The sequence below is a fragment of the Ruoffia sp. FAM 20857 genome (genome assembly GCF_045528645.1).
GTDB lineage: Bacteria > Bacillota > Bacilli > Lactobacillales > Aerococcaceae > Ruoffia > Ruoffia halotolerans.
Genome location: NZ_JBGQRB010000016.1, coordinates 17,770 through 31,887, shown reverse-complemented (window position 1 = coordinate 31,887; position 14,118 = coordinate 17,770). Strand labels below are relative to the sequence as shown.

The window sequence follows — 14,118 nt, the reverse complement described above, 5'->3', positions numbered from 1 at the left end:
TTAGAATAAATATAACGATAGGAGATATAAGATGGAAACAATAAAAATGCAACTTCAAGAAAATAGTCCTTTTCCCAATAACAAACTGCCTGTCGTCATATATAAAAAGGCATTAGATGAGATTTTTAAACAAAATGACTATTCTAGAGAGGACGTTCTAGGTTTTCTAGAGAAACATCATTATTCAAATGGTTGGATAAATGGAATTTTATCTAAGCATCACTTTCATTCAATTGCCCATGAGGTGTTAGCATGTATTTCCGGATCAGCGAGGGTACAATTGGGAGGTCCTGAGTCAAAAATTATTACCTTTACTCAAGGGGATGTCGTATTCCTACCAGCCGGAACAGCGCATAAAAAGATGGATTCAACTGAAGACTTCATAATTGTAGGCGCATATCCGAATGGAGATTCATACGACATGCGCTATGGAGAAATAAGTGAGTATGATAAAGTAAAAGAGAACATTATACAAGTTCCCAAGCCGGAACTTGACCCTGTCACGGGACAATCGTTTTTAAAGGATTGATTTCGTATAAATGAAAGTGAGATGTATACTATGAACACAGCAAGCAAATCAGAAAATATCGAAGCCCTAATAGACGAAATTATGCCAGAAAGCCAAATAGATAAAAATTATATTTATGGTTACACACAACCAGGTTTAATGGCTTCAATAATGTATAATAAGTTTCAATTTTTAGTAGCTTCAGATTATTACATTGTGTATTTTACTCCTGACAATCTACTATTTTTATCCGTTACAACTTTAGGAGACTTAAGTGGAGAGTATGCAATTATTCCAACCGAAGATATTGAATTTTTCAAAGCGAAAAAAGGATTAATTCAATATAAAATCACAATCAAATTTTATGGTGAACAAAAGAGCATGATTTTAAAGTGCAATAAGGCTATTCTCAATATGAAATGGCAAAAAGAAAATATAAATCATTTGCTTGAGACCAAATGGAATGGCTTTGTAAAATAAATCTAAAATAAACGCATTAAACTGACTAATTGTTTAATGCGTCTTTTGTTATGAAGCGTATTTACGTCTTAAGGCGGATGGTTTTTATACTAAATTTGTTAAAATATAACTATACTAAAAAATAAAAAACAAAATCAATCTGTAATAAATGAGAGGATAGATTTAATGAATTTAAATACACAATTTTGGGGTGAAGTATTTTCAACAGGAGTTAGAAATATTTGGCTATTTGCAAAAGCTGAAGTAAAAGTCATTGGTATTGTAATATTACTACTCTTTCTAGGCTTTTGGGGAATTGGCTATGAACCTGGTCATGCTATTGCATTTGCGATTGGGATTAGTCTATTAGATTTAATTCCCGTCGTCGGTGCGGGCATTGCATTCATACCTTGGGTAATCATTGAATGGATATTTGGTGATCCAAGTCAAGGGTGGTTATTACTCTTCCTATACATTGGAGTCGAAATTATCGAACAATTAATTGAACCATTTTTCTTAGGAAAAGACTTAGAACTACCATTCTGGTTACCAGCAGTCATTATGATCATATGTGCGGTTATATTTAATGTGCTTGGGATTGTAGTTGCATCTGTATTAATACCATTCATAGCAGCATATCGCCAAGTCCGTAATAAATACCGTAGAGAAGGACAGCTAAACAATTATTATGATTAAATAATAAAGGATCGCAGAATATCTGTGCTCCTTTTGTGTTTTGAGTTTAAAAAATTCTAGTCTAGATGCGCATACAATTGTGGATAATTATTACAGAGAGGGATACGTGGTTTACAGATTTCTCTTCCAAAGTTTATCATTGCTTGGTGGGCATGTCCCCATTTCTCAGGGGGCAGGATCTCTGTTACACGCTTTTCTATATCTTGAGCTGTCGCATCATCGTCAACAATGTTGTGATGCTTACATATTCGCGTTACATGGGTATCAACTGCAAAAGCAGCTTCGCCATACGCGACACTCAAGATAATATTGGCAGACTTCGGACCAATACCGGTTAAGGATGTTAATTCTTTACGTGTAGATGGAACCTCTCCTCCAAAGTTATCTAATAACTGCTGGCTACTCATAAAAATATAGCGCGCTTTATTATGATATAAGCCAATCGTATTTATATACGTTTCAATCTCTTCAATACTCGATTCGACGACCGCTTCAGGCGAAGGATATCGTTCAAATAATTTGTCCTGAATTTTTTCAATGGAAGCATCTGTTGCTTGCGCACTCAAAATGACAACCATTAATAATTGAAAGGCATTCTCATATCGCATGGTAGGTCTTGCATCTGGATATAAATTCATAATTTCATTAAGTACGATTTTGGCATCTGTTCTACTTAGCATCTTATCATTCCTACTATAAGTTTTAATTATATTATAGTATATAATTAAATATTTTACAGGAATAACAAGTTTGAAATTTACTTTTTAACTGTTTCTAACATATTTTTATAGGCTTCGATCATAATTGTAACATCCATTGAGCAAGTAACAGCATCAAAGCCATAGTCTATATAATTTTTAGCTTGATCAGTATTTGCCCCAAAAATTAAAGTGAATTTATTGTTATCACGACATGCTTTATAAATACGAGCCAGAGCCTCTTTAAAAATAGGGTGATCAAATTGAGCGGGAATACCTAAGGCAATCGTTAAATCAAAAGGACCAACAAAGATACCGTCAACACCATCGATCGCACAAATTTCTTCGATATTCTCTAAACATTCAGGTGTTTCACATTGTGGGATGATTAACGTTTCTTGATTACGCTCTTTAAAGTAGGCTGGTAAATTGGAAACTTTATCACTAAAACCAAAATCAGTGACACGAGATAGGGAAAATCCACGGTTACCAATGGGTGCGTACTTCCCCCAATCAACCACTTGTTTAACTTCATCAACAGTTCGAATATTTGGAATAATTAACCCTTGAACACCAACATTTAATGGACGTAATACATTCGATCGACGAATATCTTTTATTCTCATTAAAGTAGACATATCACGTAATTCAGCTGTATGAACAATTTCCAACAGTGATTCCGTGGTAAATGTACTGTGTTCAATATCAACAATGAAAAAATTTAATCCCGTAATACCTAAATATTCTACGATAGAAGTTCCAAACATTTCAAAGAACATGCCAACTACTTGTTCGCCTGCCTGCATTTTCTTTAATATCATATTTTCTTTCATTATTATCCCCCTTAATTCTATGTTAACTGTATCATAAAGGTAATGGGAGCACATTCATCAAAGCCATATAGTGCAACAAACTGTATAATAGGGTATAAAGAATTGAAAATAAAACAACCCACTTCAATTGCATATATAAATAAGCAAAGAACTCTCGAATAAAAGCATTCGCATTGAATACCCAGTTCTTACCTGATTCAGCACCATAGCTCACAGATTTTAAACCTAGTTTTTTAGCAATCAATTCAGCTCTAAACAAATGATACATTGTACTGATAATTGCAAATGAAGCATCTTCAGAGGCAAAGTGCTGACTTGAGAATAAAATATTTTCATATGTATTTACAGATTGATCTTCAATAATAATATGATTTTTTGGGACACCTTGGCTTATTGCATAATTAGCCATGGCTAGTCCCTCTGGAATCATCTCATCATCACCTTGGCCACCAGACATAATTAATATTAAATCAGGGGCTTCTTTGTATACTTGAATTGCTTTATCAATTCGTTTGGCAAGTAAAGGAGTCACTTTTTCTTTATTCAATCCAGCGCCTAGAACGATGAGATAATCTACGCTTGGTTTCTCTTTACTAAATAAATTCATCAGAGCCGAAAGAAGATAGCTGTTAACGACTAGTATACCCAAACAAATACCACAAACAAAGTAACCAATTCCCCATGTAATTAAAGGGAGTTGAAGTATTTCGATGACATTAATTTCGTTCAGATACAATAGAAGAGAAATGATAATACCGACAAACAAACTAATTATTAAGCATTTGAACAATTTTCTATGTTTGCTTAAGAAACCTATAGTCAAAACCACAGGTATAATTAAGAATAGAATAACTAATATTATACCCATAATTAGCGCCAAATTATTAAAGTTAAAAATCAGAAACATAACAACACTTTGAATTGCGACTAAAATCATGACCAGACCTAAAAAAATAGTTCTAGGTTCATATTTATAAATAACAAAACAAAGTACGAATAAAAGAATAAAAACTAACAATGACATTGCCATTTGATCCTCCGGGTGCATTTATTATACGAATTCAAGAAATAATGGTAACATAATCATATCAAGTTTAGGAGGAAATATGTATGACACAATTAAAAGAAGTATTTACATTTTCAAACGGTTTAGAAATCCCTGCGATTGGATTGGGAACATGGCAAATGAGCCCAGAAGAAGCAGAACAAATGACAGCTTATGCGTTAAATAATGGCTATATACATATCGATACTGCCCGCACTTATGGAAATGAAGAGGGTGTCGGTAAAGGGATGAAAGCTTCAGGAGTGAACCGAGAAGACTTTTTCCTAACTACTAAAGTAAGTGCTTTTTCAAAAACTTATGATGAAGCTAAAAAAGACATTGAAGACTCATTAACGGCTTTAGATACTGAGTATCTTGATTTAGTGATTATTCATGCTCCTCGTCCTTGGGACAAAATGCATTCCGATGGACCCATTGAGAGATTATATTTTGAAGAGAATCTGCAAGTATGGAGAGCATTGGAAGAAGCATATGAAGCAGGTAAAGTAAAAGCCATTGGTGTTTCAAACTTTGAAATTGATGACTTAGTAAAACTGCTAGTGAATGTAAAAATCAAACCAATGTTAAATCAAATTAAATACCATATTGGTTTCCGCGATGAGCAGTTAGTTCAATATTGCCAAGAAAATGACATTATTGTAGAAGCTTACTCTCCAATTGGAACAGGAAAATTATTAAATAATCCGGACATTCAAACGATTGCAGATAAATACAATAAATCAACAGCTCAAATTGCGATTCGTTATTGTTACCAAAAAGACTTAGTTGTATTACCAAAATCAGTTCACGAAGAATATGTGGATAATAATGCGGACCTTGATTTTGAGATTTTAGCAACTGACATGGATTACTTAAATCGTTTAGTTATAAACTAATATATATAGAAACAGACTCCAGTAAAAACTGGAGTCTGTTTTTTTGTTATTCACATCCAATGCCGTCGTTATCACGATCTAAATGTGATGCATAGCCAGGTTCACCGCGGTAAATTGGTGCCGCGCCGGCTTCTCGTACAGCAGTACAATTTTTATATGAGACATATTCTTCTACAGGAGCTTCTGTTGCTACTTCAGCAAAACCAGCAGGTTCTATCTCACCTTGACCTTCAGTCGCATCGGAATTGACCGGTTGATTCGAAGAAGAGCTGTTCACAATCGCATTCCCAGTAAAGTATAAAGTAGTGCCAGGGTGATCATTGTTCGCTGGCGCTGTGGTTGCTGTTTGCTCAATATATTCCCCGTCATGCTGACCAGTTCCATAATCAAGCTGAACATTTTTCTGTCTATTTGGAATATAGATGTTAAATTGAAGGGTTTCGCCGCTATCATCAATGGAGAAACCTTCCATAAATGCACCTGAAGCAAGTAAGTTCCCATCTTCAAAGTAGGGTGTCACTCGGTAACGAACGGTCAGCAAATCATTTTCAATGGTACTTGCGACAAAGTTCTCAAAAGGTAACATACCATCCATATTAAACCATCGTGTTCCGGTCATTAGATTTAATTCTGGTACACCTTCACCAATCAATTGATGTCCTATTAAGTGTGATCGATTATAAAGCCAACCCCCACTATCAATTTGCTTGTACTTACCTTGATGCCAACCAGTAGGGTGGATGGCCGAGATATCGTTTCTTGACTCTTGCTCAGCAGGTAAGGTATCTACAGAAAGAACTGCGTTAGCAGCACCCACGCGACCTAAGTCATCTAATTGACTAAATTCCACCCATGTTTTTGTTGCGGTAATATCTTTGTTAGTAAAGTAAGGGATATTATTATTAATCTCGACATAAGTCTCACCTTCAGGCACATTTGGTGCACTTTTCGGCAATTCTGGTGTAATCGAGAAGCCACTGCTATCAATAAATTGTTCGTTAGCATCTGCGGACTTATGATCAATGGGAAATACAAGTAGCGTCAATATAAAGAATATTGACAGTTTATGAAATACATTCTTATTTATCTTCAAATTAAATTCTCCTAATCCAAAGTTTATCCTTATTATATTAATAATTAATTTATTTACAAGGCCTTTATAATATTTAATTATACATATTCAATATATATTAGCGATGTAATATTTTAAATCGATTAAATAAATAATAAATATATAAAATTTTATATAAACGCTTGATATTAATATTAGTTATATGTATAATAAAAACATTCAATAGTGAATGTAATCACAATGTGTGAAAAAGTGGTTTGAGGGGTGATATCATAAACATAGAAAGATTTATCGAAGTTAGAAAGCAAAAGGGCTTAGTTCAAAGTGATCTTGCTGAAGGTATCTGCACCCAAGCAACTTTAAGTCGTTTTGAAAACAACGGTCAGGTACCGAGTTTAAAAATACTTATTAAATTATGCAACCGGTTAGAATTACCACTTAGTGAATTATTTCCTAAAGTTGGAGTAAAATATTCTAAGTTAAAAGAGTTAATGGAAGAAGCCGAATTCTCACTCATCTTAAGTGAGTATGAGAAAGCGGGGAATTTGCTGGAAAAGATCGATTTAAACCTGATTGATAACTCAGAATTAACAATGCGATATCATTATTTAAAGGCATTTGTGATGATTTATAATAAGCATTCAACTATTGATACGTTGTATGAGTTGGATCAGATATTACTTGATAATCTTATCAACGAGTATGAACTATATAAATTACTCGCTTATACAGGCAGTGGTATTATCTTTAAGCAAATAGGCGAGTTAGAAAAAGCAGAGTTTTACTTTGCGAAAGTCTTAAATCGAATTTATGATTTTCCGACTCATCATATGGAAGAAGTTTGGCGTGTGTTACACATCGTCTTTGAATGCAGTAAGTTTTATGCACATATTGATGAGATAGATATTAGTAATGCTTTAGCTGAACATGCCGTTTCTATTTGCTCAGATAACCATGTGACATATTATCTAGCAAGGGCGGCAATCCAGTTAGCAAAAAATGCAATTACCATAAAAGAATCTAAAGATACAATTTTAGCTTTAATTTATGACGCCCGGGCCTATTCAAAAATTAATCGAAATAAAATTGCCTTAAGAGAACTTGATGCAATGGAAAAATATATAAAAAATGAATATTAAATAAGAGGGGATATTTAAATGAAGAAATTATTAGGAATTGTTGGGACTAACTCAAATAATTCAACTAACCGTAAGTTACTACAATATATGGAAACACATTTTTCTGATAAAGTCGATATTGAATTAGTTGAGATTAAAGAATTACCAATGTTTGTCAAAGATAAAAGTATTGAATTACCAGAGAGTGTTAAAGAGTTATCAGATAAAGTTGAACAAGCTGATGGAGTAATCATTAGTACACCTGAATATGATCATTCGGTACCTGCGGCATTAATGAATGCTTTAAGTTGGTTATCATTTAAAACGCATCCATTCGTAGATAAGCCTGTTATGGTTGTAGGTGCATCATATGGAACATTAGGCTCATCACGTGCTCAAATGCATGCCCGTCAAATTCTGGATTCACCTGAATTAAAAGCTAGAATTATGCCAAGTTCAGAATACTTATTAGATCATTCATTACAAGCATTTGATGAACAAGGGCAATTAATTTCAAAAGAAAAAATTGAATTACTTGAGGGCTTATTCTCAGATTTCTTAACTTTCGTTGAGATTACTGGGCAATTAATGGAAGCACATGCTGTTAATGTTAGAGAAGCAGATGACTATACTTGGGAAGATTAATAAAGGAGATAAGATAATATGAAATTAGTAGGAATCGTTGGATCAAATGCTGTTGAATCGTATAACCGTTTATTATTACAGTTTATCCAAAAACATTTTAACAAATTAATTGATTTAGATATTGTTGAGATTGATCAAGTGCCATTATTTAACCAAAGTGATGACCAAACTCAATCACCCGTCATTCAAGATATTGCTAAAAGAATTGAAGCGTCTGATGGTGTGATTATCGCAACGCCAGAACATAATCATACTATTCCAGCAGCTCTAAAAAGCTTAATTGAGTGGCTATCATTTAAAATTCATCCATTCGAAAATAAACCTGTCATGATTGTCGGTGCATCGTACTTCTCACAAGGATCTTCACGTGCTCAACTTTCATTAAGACAAATCTTAGACTCACCAGGTGTCAATGCGATTGTACTACCGGGGAATGAGTTCTTATTAGGGAATGTGAAAGAAGCATTTGACGAAGAGAATAATTTAAAAGACCAAGGAACAATAAACTTCTTAGCATCTTGCTTAGAAAAATTCATCCGATTTATTAAAGTCGTTTCAGAATTAGAAGGTAAAGGGGGAGCAACTGAAGTGGTAAAACCAATCGAGGAAGATTTATTTGCTAATGGAAAGATTGACACAACAATTGAAGGTGTAGAGATGACGGCTCCAGACTGGGTAGAACAAGCAGCTGAAAAAGTAAACCCAGCGACAGGAAATGACTATGTCAAACTTAATAGAGGTATCCTAACAGTGAACCAAATTGATCAATTCTTAAGATCAATGCCAATGGAATTAACGTTTGCTGATAGTAACAACCAATTCTTATACTATAACAGCGTTCTACCTTCAGAAGAAATGTTCGCCAAACGTTATCCAGAACAACCAGGAAACCCTCTTGGTGCATGTCACCCAGACCGTACACACAAAAATGTGAAATGGGTTATCTCACAATTACGTTCAGGAAAACAAGATATTGTCCGTGTTCACGTACCAACACATGGGCCAGATAAATTTGTGGTTCACAACTATCAAGCAATTCGTGATGATGAAGGTAATTACATGGGAATTAATGAATATATTATGGATATTAAACCAACAGTTGATTGGTACTTACAACAAACTGGTCAAGAATTAGTTGGAGGAAAAGATACAGTATCAGGCGCTTCACAAAGCGATAATAAACAAGCTGACACAGTTTCAGGTGCATCACAAAGCAATGCAGCAGAACCAGAAGTGGATACAGTATCAGGTGCATCTTCACATTAATATGATATAATTTAGTAAAAGTTCGGAGGTAAATCTTCGAACTTTTTTGGCTAAATAATGATTTAAGGGGTTTTAAATATGGAAAGTATTACTTTTAAAGCAATGGGTACGACGATTAATTTACAAATCGAACATGAATTTTCGCACTATTTGTTAAACGAAGCTAAAAAACGATTGTTAGATTACGAAAATCGTTTTAGCGCGAATGATGCGAACAGTTTATTGATGAAGGTCAATCAATTTGCTGGTATCAAAGCTGTTGCTGTTGACCCTGATATATTTGAACTCATTAAGATAGGCAAAGTCTATAGTGTAGATTTATCGAATACATTAAATATTGCGATTGGCCCCTTAATCAAACTATGGAAGATAGGTTTTTCTGATGCAAAAGTTCCAACTCAAGCCGAGATAGACGAACGCTTAACACTCATTGACCCTAATTTGATTCAGTTAAATGACGAGAAACAAAGTGTTTATTTAGAAAGAAAAGGGATGGAAATTGACTTAGGTGCATTAGCTAAAGGCTTTTTTGCTGATCAAATCAAACACTTCTTGAAAAAAGCAGGCGTTAAAAAGGGGATCATTGACTTAGGCGGTAATGTCTTATTACTGGGAAGTCATCCAACAAATCCAGACACGTTATGGCGAGTTGGGGTTCAAAATCCTTTCATGACAAGGAATAATTTAGTTGGATTATTGAAGGTTAAAGATAAATCGGTTGTTACTTCAGGTATTTATGAGCGAACATTTGTCTATAATGGCGAAGAATATCATCATATATTTGATAGTAAGACAGGTTATCCAGTCAAAAATAATATCGCAAGTTTAACAATAGTCTCTAAAGAATCTTTAACAGGGGAACTCTATACAACGATGTATTATAAAGCCGAAGCGCATGATATTATAAAACAAATAAATCAAATACAAGATGTAGAAGCGGTTGTTATTACAAAAGACAGTGAAATTTTAATCACACATGGATTAGTGAATGATGTTATAAAAATAGACTAAGTGTACAGCTCTTGCTCTCAAGTAGGAGCTGTTTTTGAATTTTGAAATAATTATGAATGCGATCATTTTATTTTGAGGAGTGTTTAAACGTAACGATAACTAGCTATCATTAGATGAGTCAACTATACTTTAGATAAGATAATAATAAATGACGGTGGAGGTGAATGAGATGACAATGAAGATGATTATGGATTTAGACACGGGTGTGGATGATGCTTTAGCTTTAGCGTATGCACTTAGTTTTGATAAAGTAGAACTTATTGGCGTCACTACAAGTTTTGGTAATGTCACTTTAGAAAACGCAACAAAGAATACAATAAACTTACTTGATTTACTAGGTCATAGTCATATTCCAGTTTTTGAAGGTGCGAGTTCGCCTTGGGGTGAGACGAGCTATGAACCTCAACCACATCTATTACATATCCATGGAGAGAATGGTATCGGAAACGTTGAATTAGGTGAACCGAAAAGACAACCTAGTAAACAAAGTGCAGTGGATTTCATCATTGAATCTGCAAATACATTTGGGGAAGAGTTAATATTATATACGGCTGGACCTATGAACAATTTAGCTGATGCAATTAAAAAAGATAAAGAAGCCATTGAAAAGATTGGTAAAATTGTAAGTATGGGGAGTGCACTAACAGTACCTGGGAATGTTTCACCATATGCCGAAGCAAATATTCATAGAGATTCTAAATCTGCTCAATATGTCTTCGCTAGTGATATTCCAATGACATTAGTTGGTCTGGATGTAACACTCAAGACAATGATTAAAGGGACAGATATCTCGTCTTGGCATCCAATAGGTACAAAAGCAAGCGAGGCTATGGTTGAAATGGCTAATTACTACTATACTAATGAATTTGATAATGCTGAGATTGGTGGCGCTATGCATGATCCTTTAGCAGTGGAAGTCGCACTGAACCCTTCAATTGTTACTCAAACAACAAAAATTAATCTTAAAGTAGAAACTGAAGGTGATGCGAAGGGAAGAACCATTGGAAATCTAGACTTATTAAATCGACCATATAAGTCTATGACAGTGTGTTTAGATGTAGATAGTGAACTTTTTACTCGGCGATTTATTGAAAGAGTCCAGCATGTTTTAAGACAAGTAGATTAAGCCTTTGCATTGTAACCTTATTCAGTTATAATAAAGTATAATTAAATATGACAGTTCGTAACCATCCTGTCATTAAACAAAACTAGGGCTAATTTTAAGTTAAAACTCTAGAGATGTTATATAGACATCTCTATTTTTGTTGCTTTCAATTTGCCGAAAAGGAGAGAAAAAATGCAAGGTAGAAGTAATGAAGACATGGGTAATGTGAGTTTGTTGGGGAATCAAGGAACTAAATATTTGGATAATTATGCGCCAGAAATTTTAGAATCGTTTCCAAATAAGCATTTGGATAATGATTATTTTGTTAAATTTAATTGTCCCGAGTTTACGTCTTTATGTCCAATGACAGGGCAACCAGATTTTGCGACTATTTACATTAGCTATGTTCCAGGGGAGAAAATGGTTGAAAGTAAGTCATTAAAACTTTACTTATTCAGTTTCCGTAATCATGGTGACTTTCATGAAGATTGTATGAATATCATTATGAAAGACCTCATTAAGCTGATGGAACCAAAATATATTGAAGTATGGGGTAAATTCACACCTCGTGGTGGAATCTCGATCGATCCATATTGTAATTATGGTCAACCCGGAACAAAGTGGGAAGATATGGCTTGGGAACGACTTAAAAATCATGATTTATATCCTGAGAAAGTGGATAACCGTTAGGTTAAAGGGGGTATAATGATGAAATTAGTTTTATTAAGTGGTGGAGTTGATAGCTCTACGGCCTTAGCTCTTGCTAAAGCAACCGATCCAGATATATTAGCAATTACTTTTACGTATAATCAACAACATGAACAAATGGAATTACTAGCCGCTCAAAAAGTCAGTGAATATTATCAAGTCAGACATAAAATTATGGATTTAAGTTCAATTTTTTCAGATAGTCAATCTGCCTTGAGTTTAAATAACGATATCCCAATTGCTGAGGGAGCATATGGAGAATCAAATGAACTTAATACAGAAGTAGAGTTTCGAAATGGTGTCTTTTTAGCAATATTAGCTTCATTGGCTAAACAGTATCGAGCTGATGAAATTTACTTCGGTGCACATCAAGACGAGTCAGGAACAGTTTATCCTGACTGTTCGCCTGAATTTATTCAAACAATGAATCAAGCGATTCAGCTTGGTACAAATAATTCTGTATCAATAAAAGCTCCCTTCATGACTAGGTTAAAAAAAGATATTGTAGCCACAGGGATTGAATTGGAGGTACCTTATGAGCTAACTTACAGCTGTTACAAAGGGACTGACCCTGCTTGTGGAGTTTGTGGTACGTGTATTGACCGCAAAAAAGCTTTTGAAGCGAATGGACTGGAGGTAGCATAAAATGCAAAGTATAAAAACAAAAAAATTAGTTAATAATGCGTTGTTAGCATCATTATACGTGGCCTTGACTTTAATTAACCCTATCTCTAGTGGGATATTTCAGTTTAGAGTGTCAACATTATTAGTACCAGTTCCATTTTATCAACCTAAATTAGCACCAGGAATACTTTTTGGTGTGATGATCAGTAATATTTTTAGTCCGTTAGGGCCAATTGATATATTATCGGGTTTTCTAATTCAATCCGTGACTCTTTATGTGTTTAACCGATTATTCAAATCCGCTTACATTAAAAGTATAGCTTATGGAATATGGTGTGGCATCGTGGTTGGGGCGACCTTGCATTATGCAGTGGGCGCACCGTTTTGGGTAAGTGTCATCAGTGTTGCGATATCTAACATTATCGTAGCTTTAATAGGTACATTTGTTGTAGAGAGATATCTCTCTTCTTTCATAAAACAAATGGCACATTAAATGTATTAATTTAATTCATCAATGAGCAGAAATCTAAATAGATTTCTGCTTTTTTTGTTATTTTTGAATTGCAAACACCTCAAATTTAAAAAACAAGTTTTATGCATGAATTAAAAAATAGTAAATCGAACAATCGACTGAATCCTTATACGGAACACTGCTATTGGTAATTCCAGTACAAAAAAATTAATTGCTTTCTAATACGAAAAGATAACCAGGTAAATTGCCTGGGTTTTTGCTTATATATACCGCTTTCTATGTTGATATAGTACAATAAAAATATGGAGAAAAATTACAAGTTTAGAGGAGTCAAATTTATGTATAAAGATAACGAATTGATTATCCGCACGTTGAAAGAACAAGATTTAAATCAATTGTGGGAATTTATATTCAAGGAAGATAATCCAGAATGGAAACAATGGGATGCGCCTTACTACCCACATGCATCAAAGTCATATGAGAATTTTCTAAAGGATTCTAATCAATGGGTTGATCAAGTTGATCGATGGGCAATTGAATATAAAGGAAAGTTGATTGGAACTGTCTCCTATTATTGGGAGCACGAACCATCGCTTTGGTTAGAAACTGGTATTGTGATTTATGATGCATCCAATAGAGGACAACATATTGGTAGGCGTGCATTATCTCTTTGGATTAGTCATTTATTTAATACATTACCCTTAGTTCGTGTGGGGTTGACGACTTGGTCTGGAAATGAACCGATGATCAAAGTTGCTGAGAATTTAGGCATGCAGATGGAAGCGCGAATACGTAAAGTAAGACTATATAATGATTATTTTTATGACTCAATTCGTATGGGGATTTTACGTGAGGAATGGGATAAATTAAATAAATTTACATTGGAGTAGCTAATTTGCTGCTCCTTTTTTTATAAATATATATGTTATTCGTAAAAATTCAACTGTTAGATAAAAACCCTT

Annotated in this window: 17 protein-coding genes; 13 read left to right on the top strand and 4 right to left on the bottom strand. The window is 34.2% G+C overall.

Annotated features, from left to right (window positions below):
- Nucleotides 1–31 precede the first annotated feature (31 nt).
- The 3 genes from ACEN4N_RS05295 (at nt 32) to ACEN4N_RS05285 (ending at nt 1,663) form a co-directional block, all read left to right on the top strand.
- On the top strand, nt 32–529 hold the full coding sequence (locus ACEN4N_RS05295; RefSeq protein ID WP_407090015.1) for a cupin domain-containing protein: 498 nt from the start codon (nt 32–34) through the stop codon (nt 527–529).
- Nucleotides 530–559: 30 nt separating this feature from the next.
- Nucleotides 560–988, top strand: a complete 429-nt coding sequence (locus tag ACEN4N_RS05290; RefSeq protein ID WP_407090017.1) for a hypothetical protein — start codon at nt 560–562, stop codon at nt 986–988.
- Between the two features lie 165 nt (nt 989–1,153).
- On the top strand, nt 1,154–1,663 hold the full coding sequence (locus tag ACEN4N_RS05285; RefSeq protein ID WP_407090018.1) for an AI-2E family transporter: 510 nt from the start codon (nt 1,154–1,156) through the stop codon (nt 1,661–1,663).
- Between the two features lie 56 nt (nt 1,664–1,719).
- On the opposite strand, the gene nth is transcribed toward ACEN4N_RS05285, so the two are convergent.
- The 3 genes from nth to ACEN4N_RS05270 all read right to left on the bottom strand — a co-directional run bounded on the left by nth (nt 1,720) and on the right by ACEN4N_RS05270 (nt 4,224).
- Nucleotides 1,720–2,343, bottom strand: a complete 624-nt coding sequence (gene nth, locus ACEN4N_RS05280) for an endonuclease III domain-containing protein (RefSeq protein ID WP_407090019.1) — start codon at nt 2,341–2,343, stop codon at nt 1,720–1,722.
- Nucleotides 2,344–2,420: 77 nt separating this feature from the next.
- Nucleotides 2,421–3,194: an HpcH/HpaI aldolase family protein gene (locus ACEN4N_RS05275; protein ID WP_407090021.1), complete on the bottom strand. Its 774-nt coding sequence runs from the start codon at nt 3,192–3,194 to the stop codon at nt 2,421–2,423.
- Nucleotides 3,195–3,225: 31 nt separating this feature from the next.
- Nucleotides 3,226–4,224, bottom strand: a complete 999-nt coding sequence (locus ACEN4N_RS05270; protein ID WP_407093819.1) for a YdcF family protein — start codon at nt 4,222–4,224, stop codon at nt 3,226–3,228.
- Between the two features lie 80 nt (nt 4,225–4,304).
- Here ACEN4N_RS05270 and ACEN4N_RS05265 point away from each other — a divergent pair, with 80 nt between their 5' ends.
- A complete protein-coding gene (locus ACEN4N_RS05265; RefSeq protein ID WP_407090024.1) occupies nt 4,305–5,135 on the top strand; it encodes an aldo/keto reductase in 831 nt (276 codons plus the stop codon).
- A gap of 46 nt (nt 5,136–5,181) precedes the next feature.
- On the opposite strand, the gene ACEN4N_RS05260 is transcribed toward ACEN4N_RS05265, so the two are convergent.
- Nucleotides 5,182–6,228, bottom strand: a complete 1,047-nt coding sequence (locus ACEN4N_RS05260; RefSeq protein WP_407090025.1) for a DNA/RNA non-specific endonuclease — start codon at nt 6,226–6,228, stop codon at nt 5,182–5,184.
- Nucleotides 6,229–6,464: 236 nt separating this feature from the next.
- On the opposite strand from ACEN4N_RS05260, the gene ACEN4N_RS05255 reads away from it, so the two are divergent.
- The 9 genes from ACEN4N_RS05255 to ACEN4N_RS05215 all read left to right on the top strand — a co-directional run bounded on the left by ACEN4N_RS05255 (nt 6,465) and on the right by ACEN4N_RS05215 (nt 14,046).
- On the top strand, nt 6,465–7,346 hold the full coding sequence (locus tag ACEN4N_RS05255) for a helix-turn-helix domain-containing protein (protein WP_407090026.1): 882 nt from the start codon (nt 6,465–6,467) through the stop codon (nt 7,344–7,346).
- A gap of 18 nt (nt 7,347–7,364) precedes the next feature.
- A complete protein-coding gene (locus ACEN4N_RS05250; RefSeq protein WP_407090027.1) occupies nt 7,365–7,970 on the top strand; it encodes an NADPH-dependent FMN reductase in 606 nt (201 codons plus the stop codon).
- 18 nt (nt 7,971–7,988) lie between these two features.
- Nucleotides 7,989–9,236, top strand: coding sequence for an NAD(P)H-dependent oxidoreductase (locus ACEN4N_RS05245; protein WP_407090028.1), 1,248 nt, complete (start codon nt 7,989–7,991; stop codon nt 9,234–9,236).
- A gap of 78 nt (nt 9,237–9,314) precedes the next feature.
- Nucleotides 9,315–10,247 carry an FAD:protein FMN transferase gene (locus ACEN4N_RS05240; RefSeq protein ID WP_407090029.1) on the top strand — a complete coding sequence of 311 codons (933 nt, stop codon included), beginning with the start codon at nt 9,315–9,317 and terminating at the stop codon, nt 10,245–10,247.
- 169 nt (nt 10,248–10,416) lie between these two features.
- A complete protein-coding gene (locus ACEN4N_RS05235; RefSeq protein ID WP_407090030.1) occupies nt 10,417–11,373 on the top strand; it encodes a nucleoside hydrolase in 957 nt (318 codons plus the stop codon).
- A gap of 171 nt (nt 11,374–11,544) precedes the next feature.
- Nucleotides 11,545–12,042, top strand: a complete 498-nt coding sequence (gene queF, locus ACEN4N_RS05230; RefSeq protein ID WP_338488864.1) for a preQ(1) synthase — start codon at nt 11,545–11,547, stop codon at nt 12,040–12,042.
- An 18-nt stretch (nt 12,043–12,060) separates the two neighbouring features.
- Entirely contained in the window at nt 12,061–12,705 is a 645-nt protein-coding gene (queC, locus tag ACEN4N_RS05225) for a 7-cyano-7-deazaguanine synthase QueC (protein ID WP_407093818.1), read from the top strand.
- A 1-nt stretch (nt 12,706) separates the two neighbouring features.
- Nucleotides 12,707–13,177, top strand: coding sequence for a QueT transporter family protein (locus tag ACEN4N_RS05220; RefSeq protein WP_138403360.1), 471 nt, complete (start codon nt 12,707–12,709; stop codon nt 13,175–13,177).
- 317 nt (nt 13,178–13,494) lie between these two features.
- A complete protein-coding gene (locus ACEN4N_RS05215; protein WP_407090033.1) occupies nt 13,495–14,046 on the top strand; it encodes a GNAT family N-acetyltransferase in 552 nt (183 codons plus the stop codon).
- Nucleotides 14,047–14,118 lie beyond the last annotated feature (72 nt).

What these genes read in the sequence shown, in the direction of transcription:
- ACEN4N_RS05295 (WP_407090015.1), top strand. Translation starts at nt 32, where the DNA reads ATGGAAACAATAAAAATGCAACTTCAAGAAAATAGTCCTTTTCCCAAT.
- ACEN4N_RS05290 (WP_407090017.1), top strand. Translation starts at nt 560, where the DNA reads ATGAACACAGCAAGCAAATCAGAAAATATCGAAGCCCTAATAGACGAA.
- ACEN4N_RS05285 (WP_407090018.1), top strand. Translation starts at nt 1,154, where the DNA reads ATGAATTTAAATACACAATTTTGGGGTGAAGTATTTTCAACAGGAGTT.
- nth (WP_407090019.1), bottom strand. Translation starts at nt 2,343, where the DNA reads ATGCTAAGTAGAACAGATGCCAAAATCGTACTTAATGAAATTATGAAT.
- ACEN4N_RS05275 (WP_407090021.1), bottom strand. Translation starts at nt 3,194, where the DNA reads ATGAAAGAAAATATGATATTAAAGAAAATGCAGGCAGGCGAACAAGTA.
- ACEN4N_RS05270 (WP_407093819.1), bottom strand. Translation starts at nt 4,224, where the DNA reads ATGGCAATGTCATTGTTAGTTTTTATTCTTTTATTCGTACTTTGTTTT.
- ACEN4N_RS05265 (WP_407090024.1), top strand. Translation starts at nt 4,305, where the DNA reads ATGACACAATTAAAAGAAGTATTTACATTTTCAAACGGTTTAGAAATC.
- ACEN4N_RS05250 (WP_407090027.1), top strand. Translation starts at nt 7,365, where the DNA reads ATGAAGAAATTATTAGGAATTGTTGGGACTAACTCAAATAATTCAACT.
- ACEN4N_RS05245 (WP_407090028.1), top strand. Translation starts at nt 7,989, where the DNA reads ATGAAATTAGTAGGAATCGTTGGATCAAATGCTGTTGAATCGTATAAC.
- ACEN4N_RS05240 (WP_407090029.1), top strand. Translation starts at nt 9,315, where the DNA reads ATGGAAAGTATTACTTTTAAAGCAATGGGTACGACGATTAATTTACAA.
- ACEN4N_RS05235 (WP_407090030.1), top strand. Translation starts at nt 10,417, where the DNA reads ATGACAATGAAGATGATTATGGATTTAGACACGGGTGTGGATGATGCT.
- queF (WP_338488864.1), top strand. Translation starts at nt 11,545, where the DNA reads ATGCAAGGTAGAAGTAATGAAGACATGGGTAATGTGAGTTTGTTGGGG.
- queC (WP_407093818.1), top strand. Translation starts at nt 12,061, where the DNA reads ATGAAATTAGTTTTATTAAGTGGTGGAGTTGATAGCTCTACGGCCTTA.
- ACEN4N_RS05220 (WP_138403360.1), top strand. Translation starts at nt 12,707, where the DNA reads ATGCAAAGTATAAAAACAAAAAAATTAGTTAATAATGCGTTGTTAGCA.
- ACEN4N_RS05215 (WP_407090033.1), top strand. Translation starts at nt 13,495, where the DNA reads ATGTATAAAGATAACGAATTGATTATCCGCACGTTGAAAGAACAAGAT.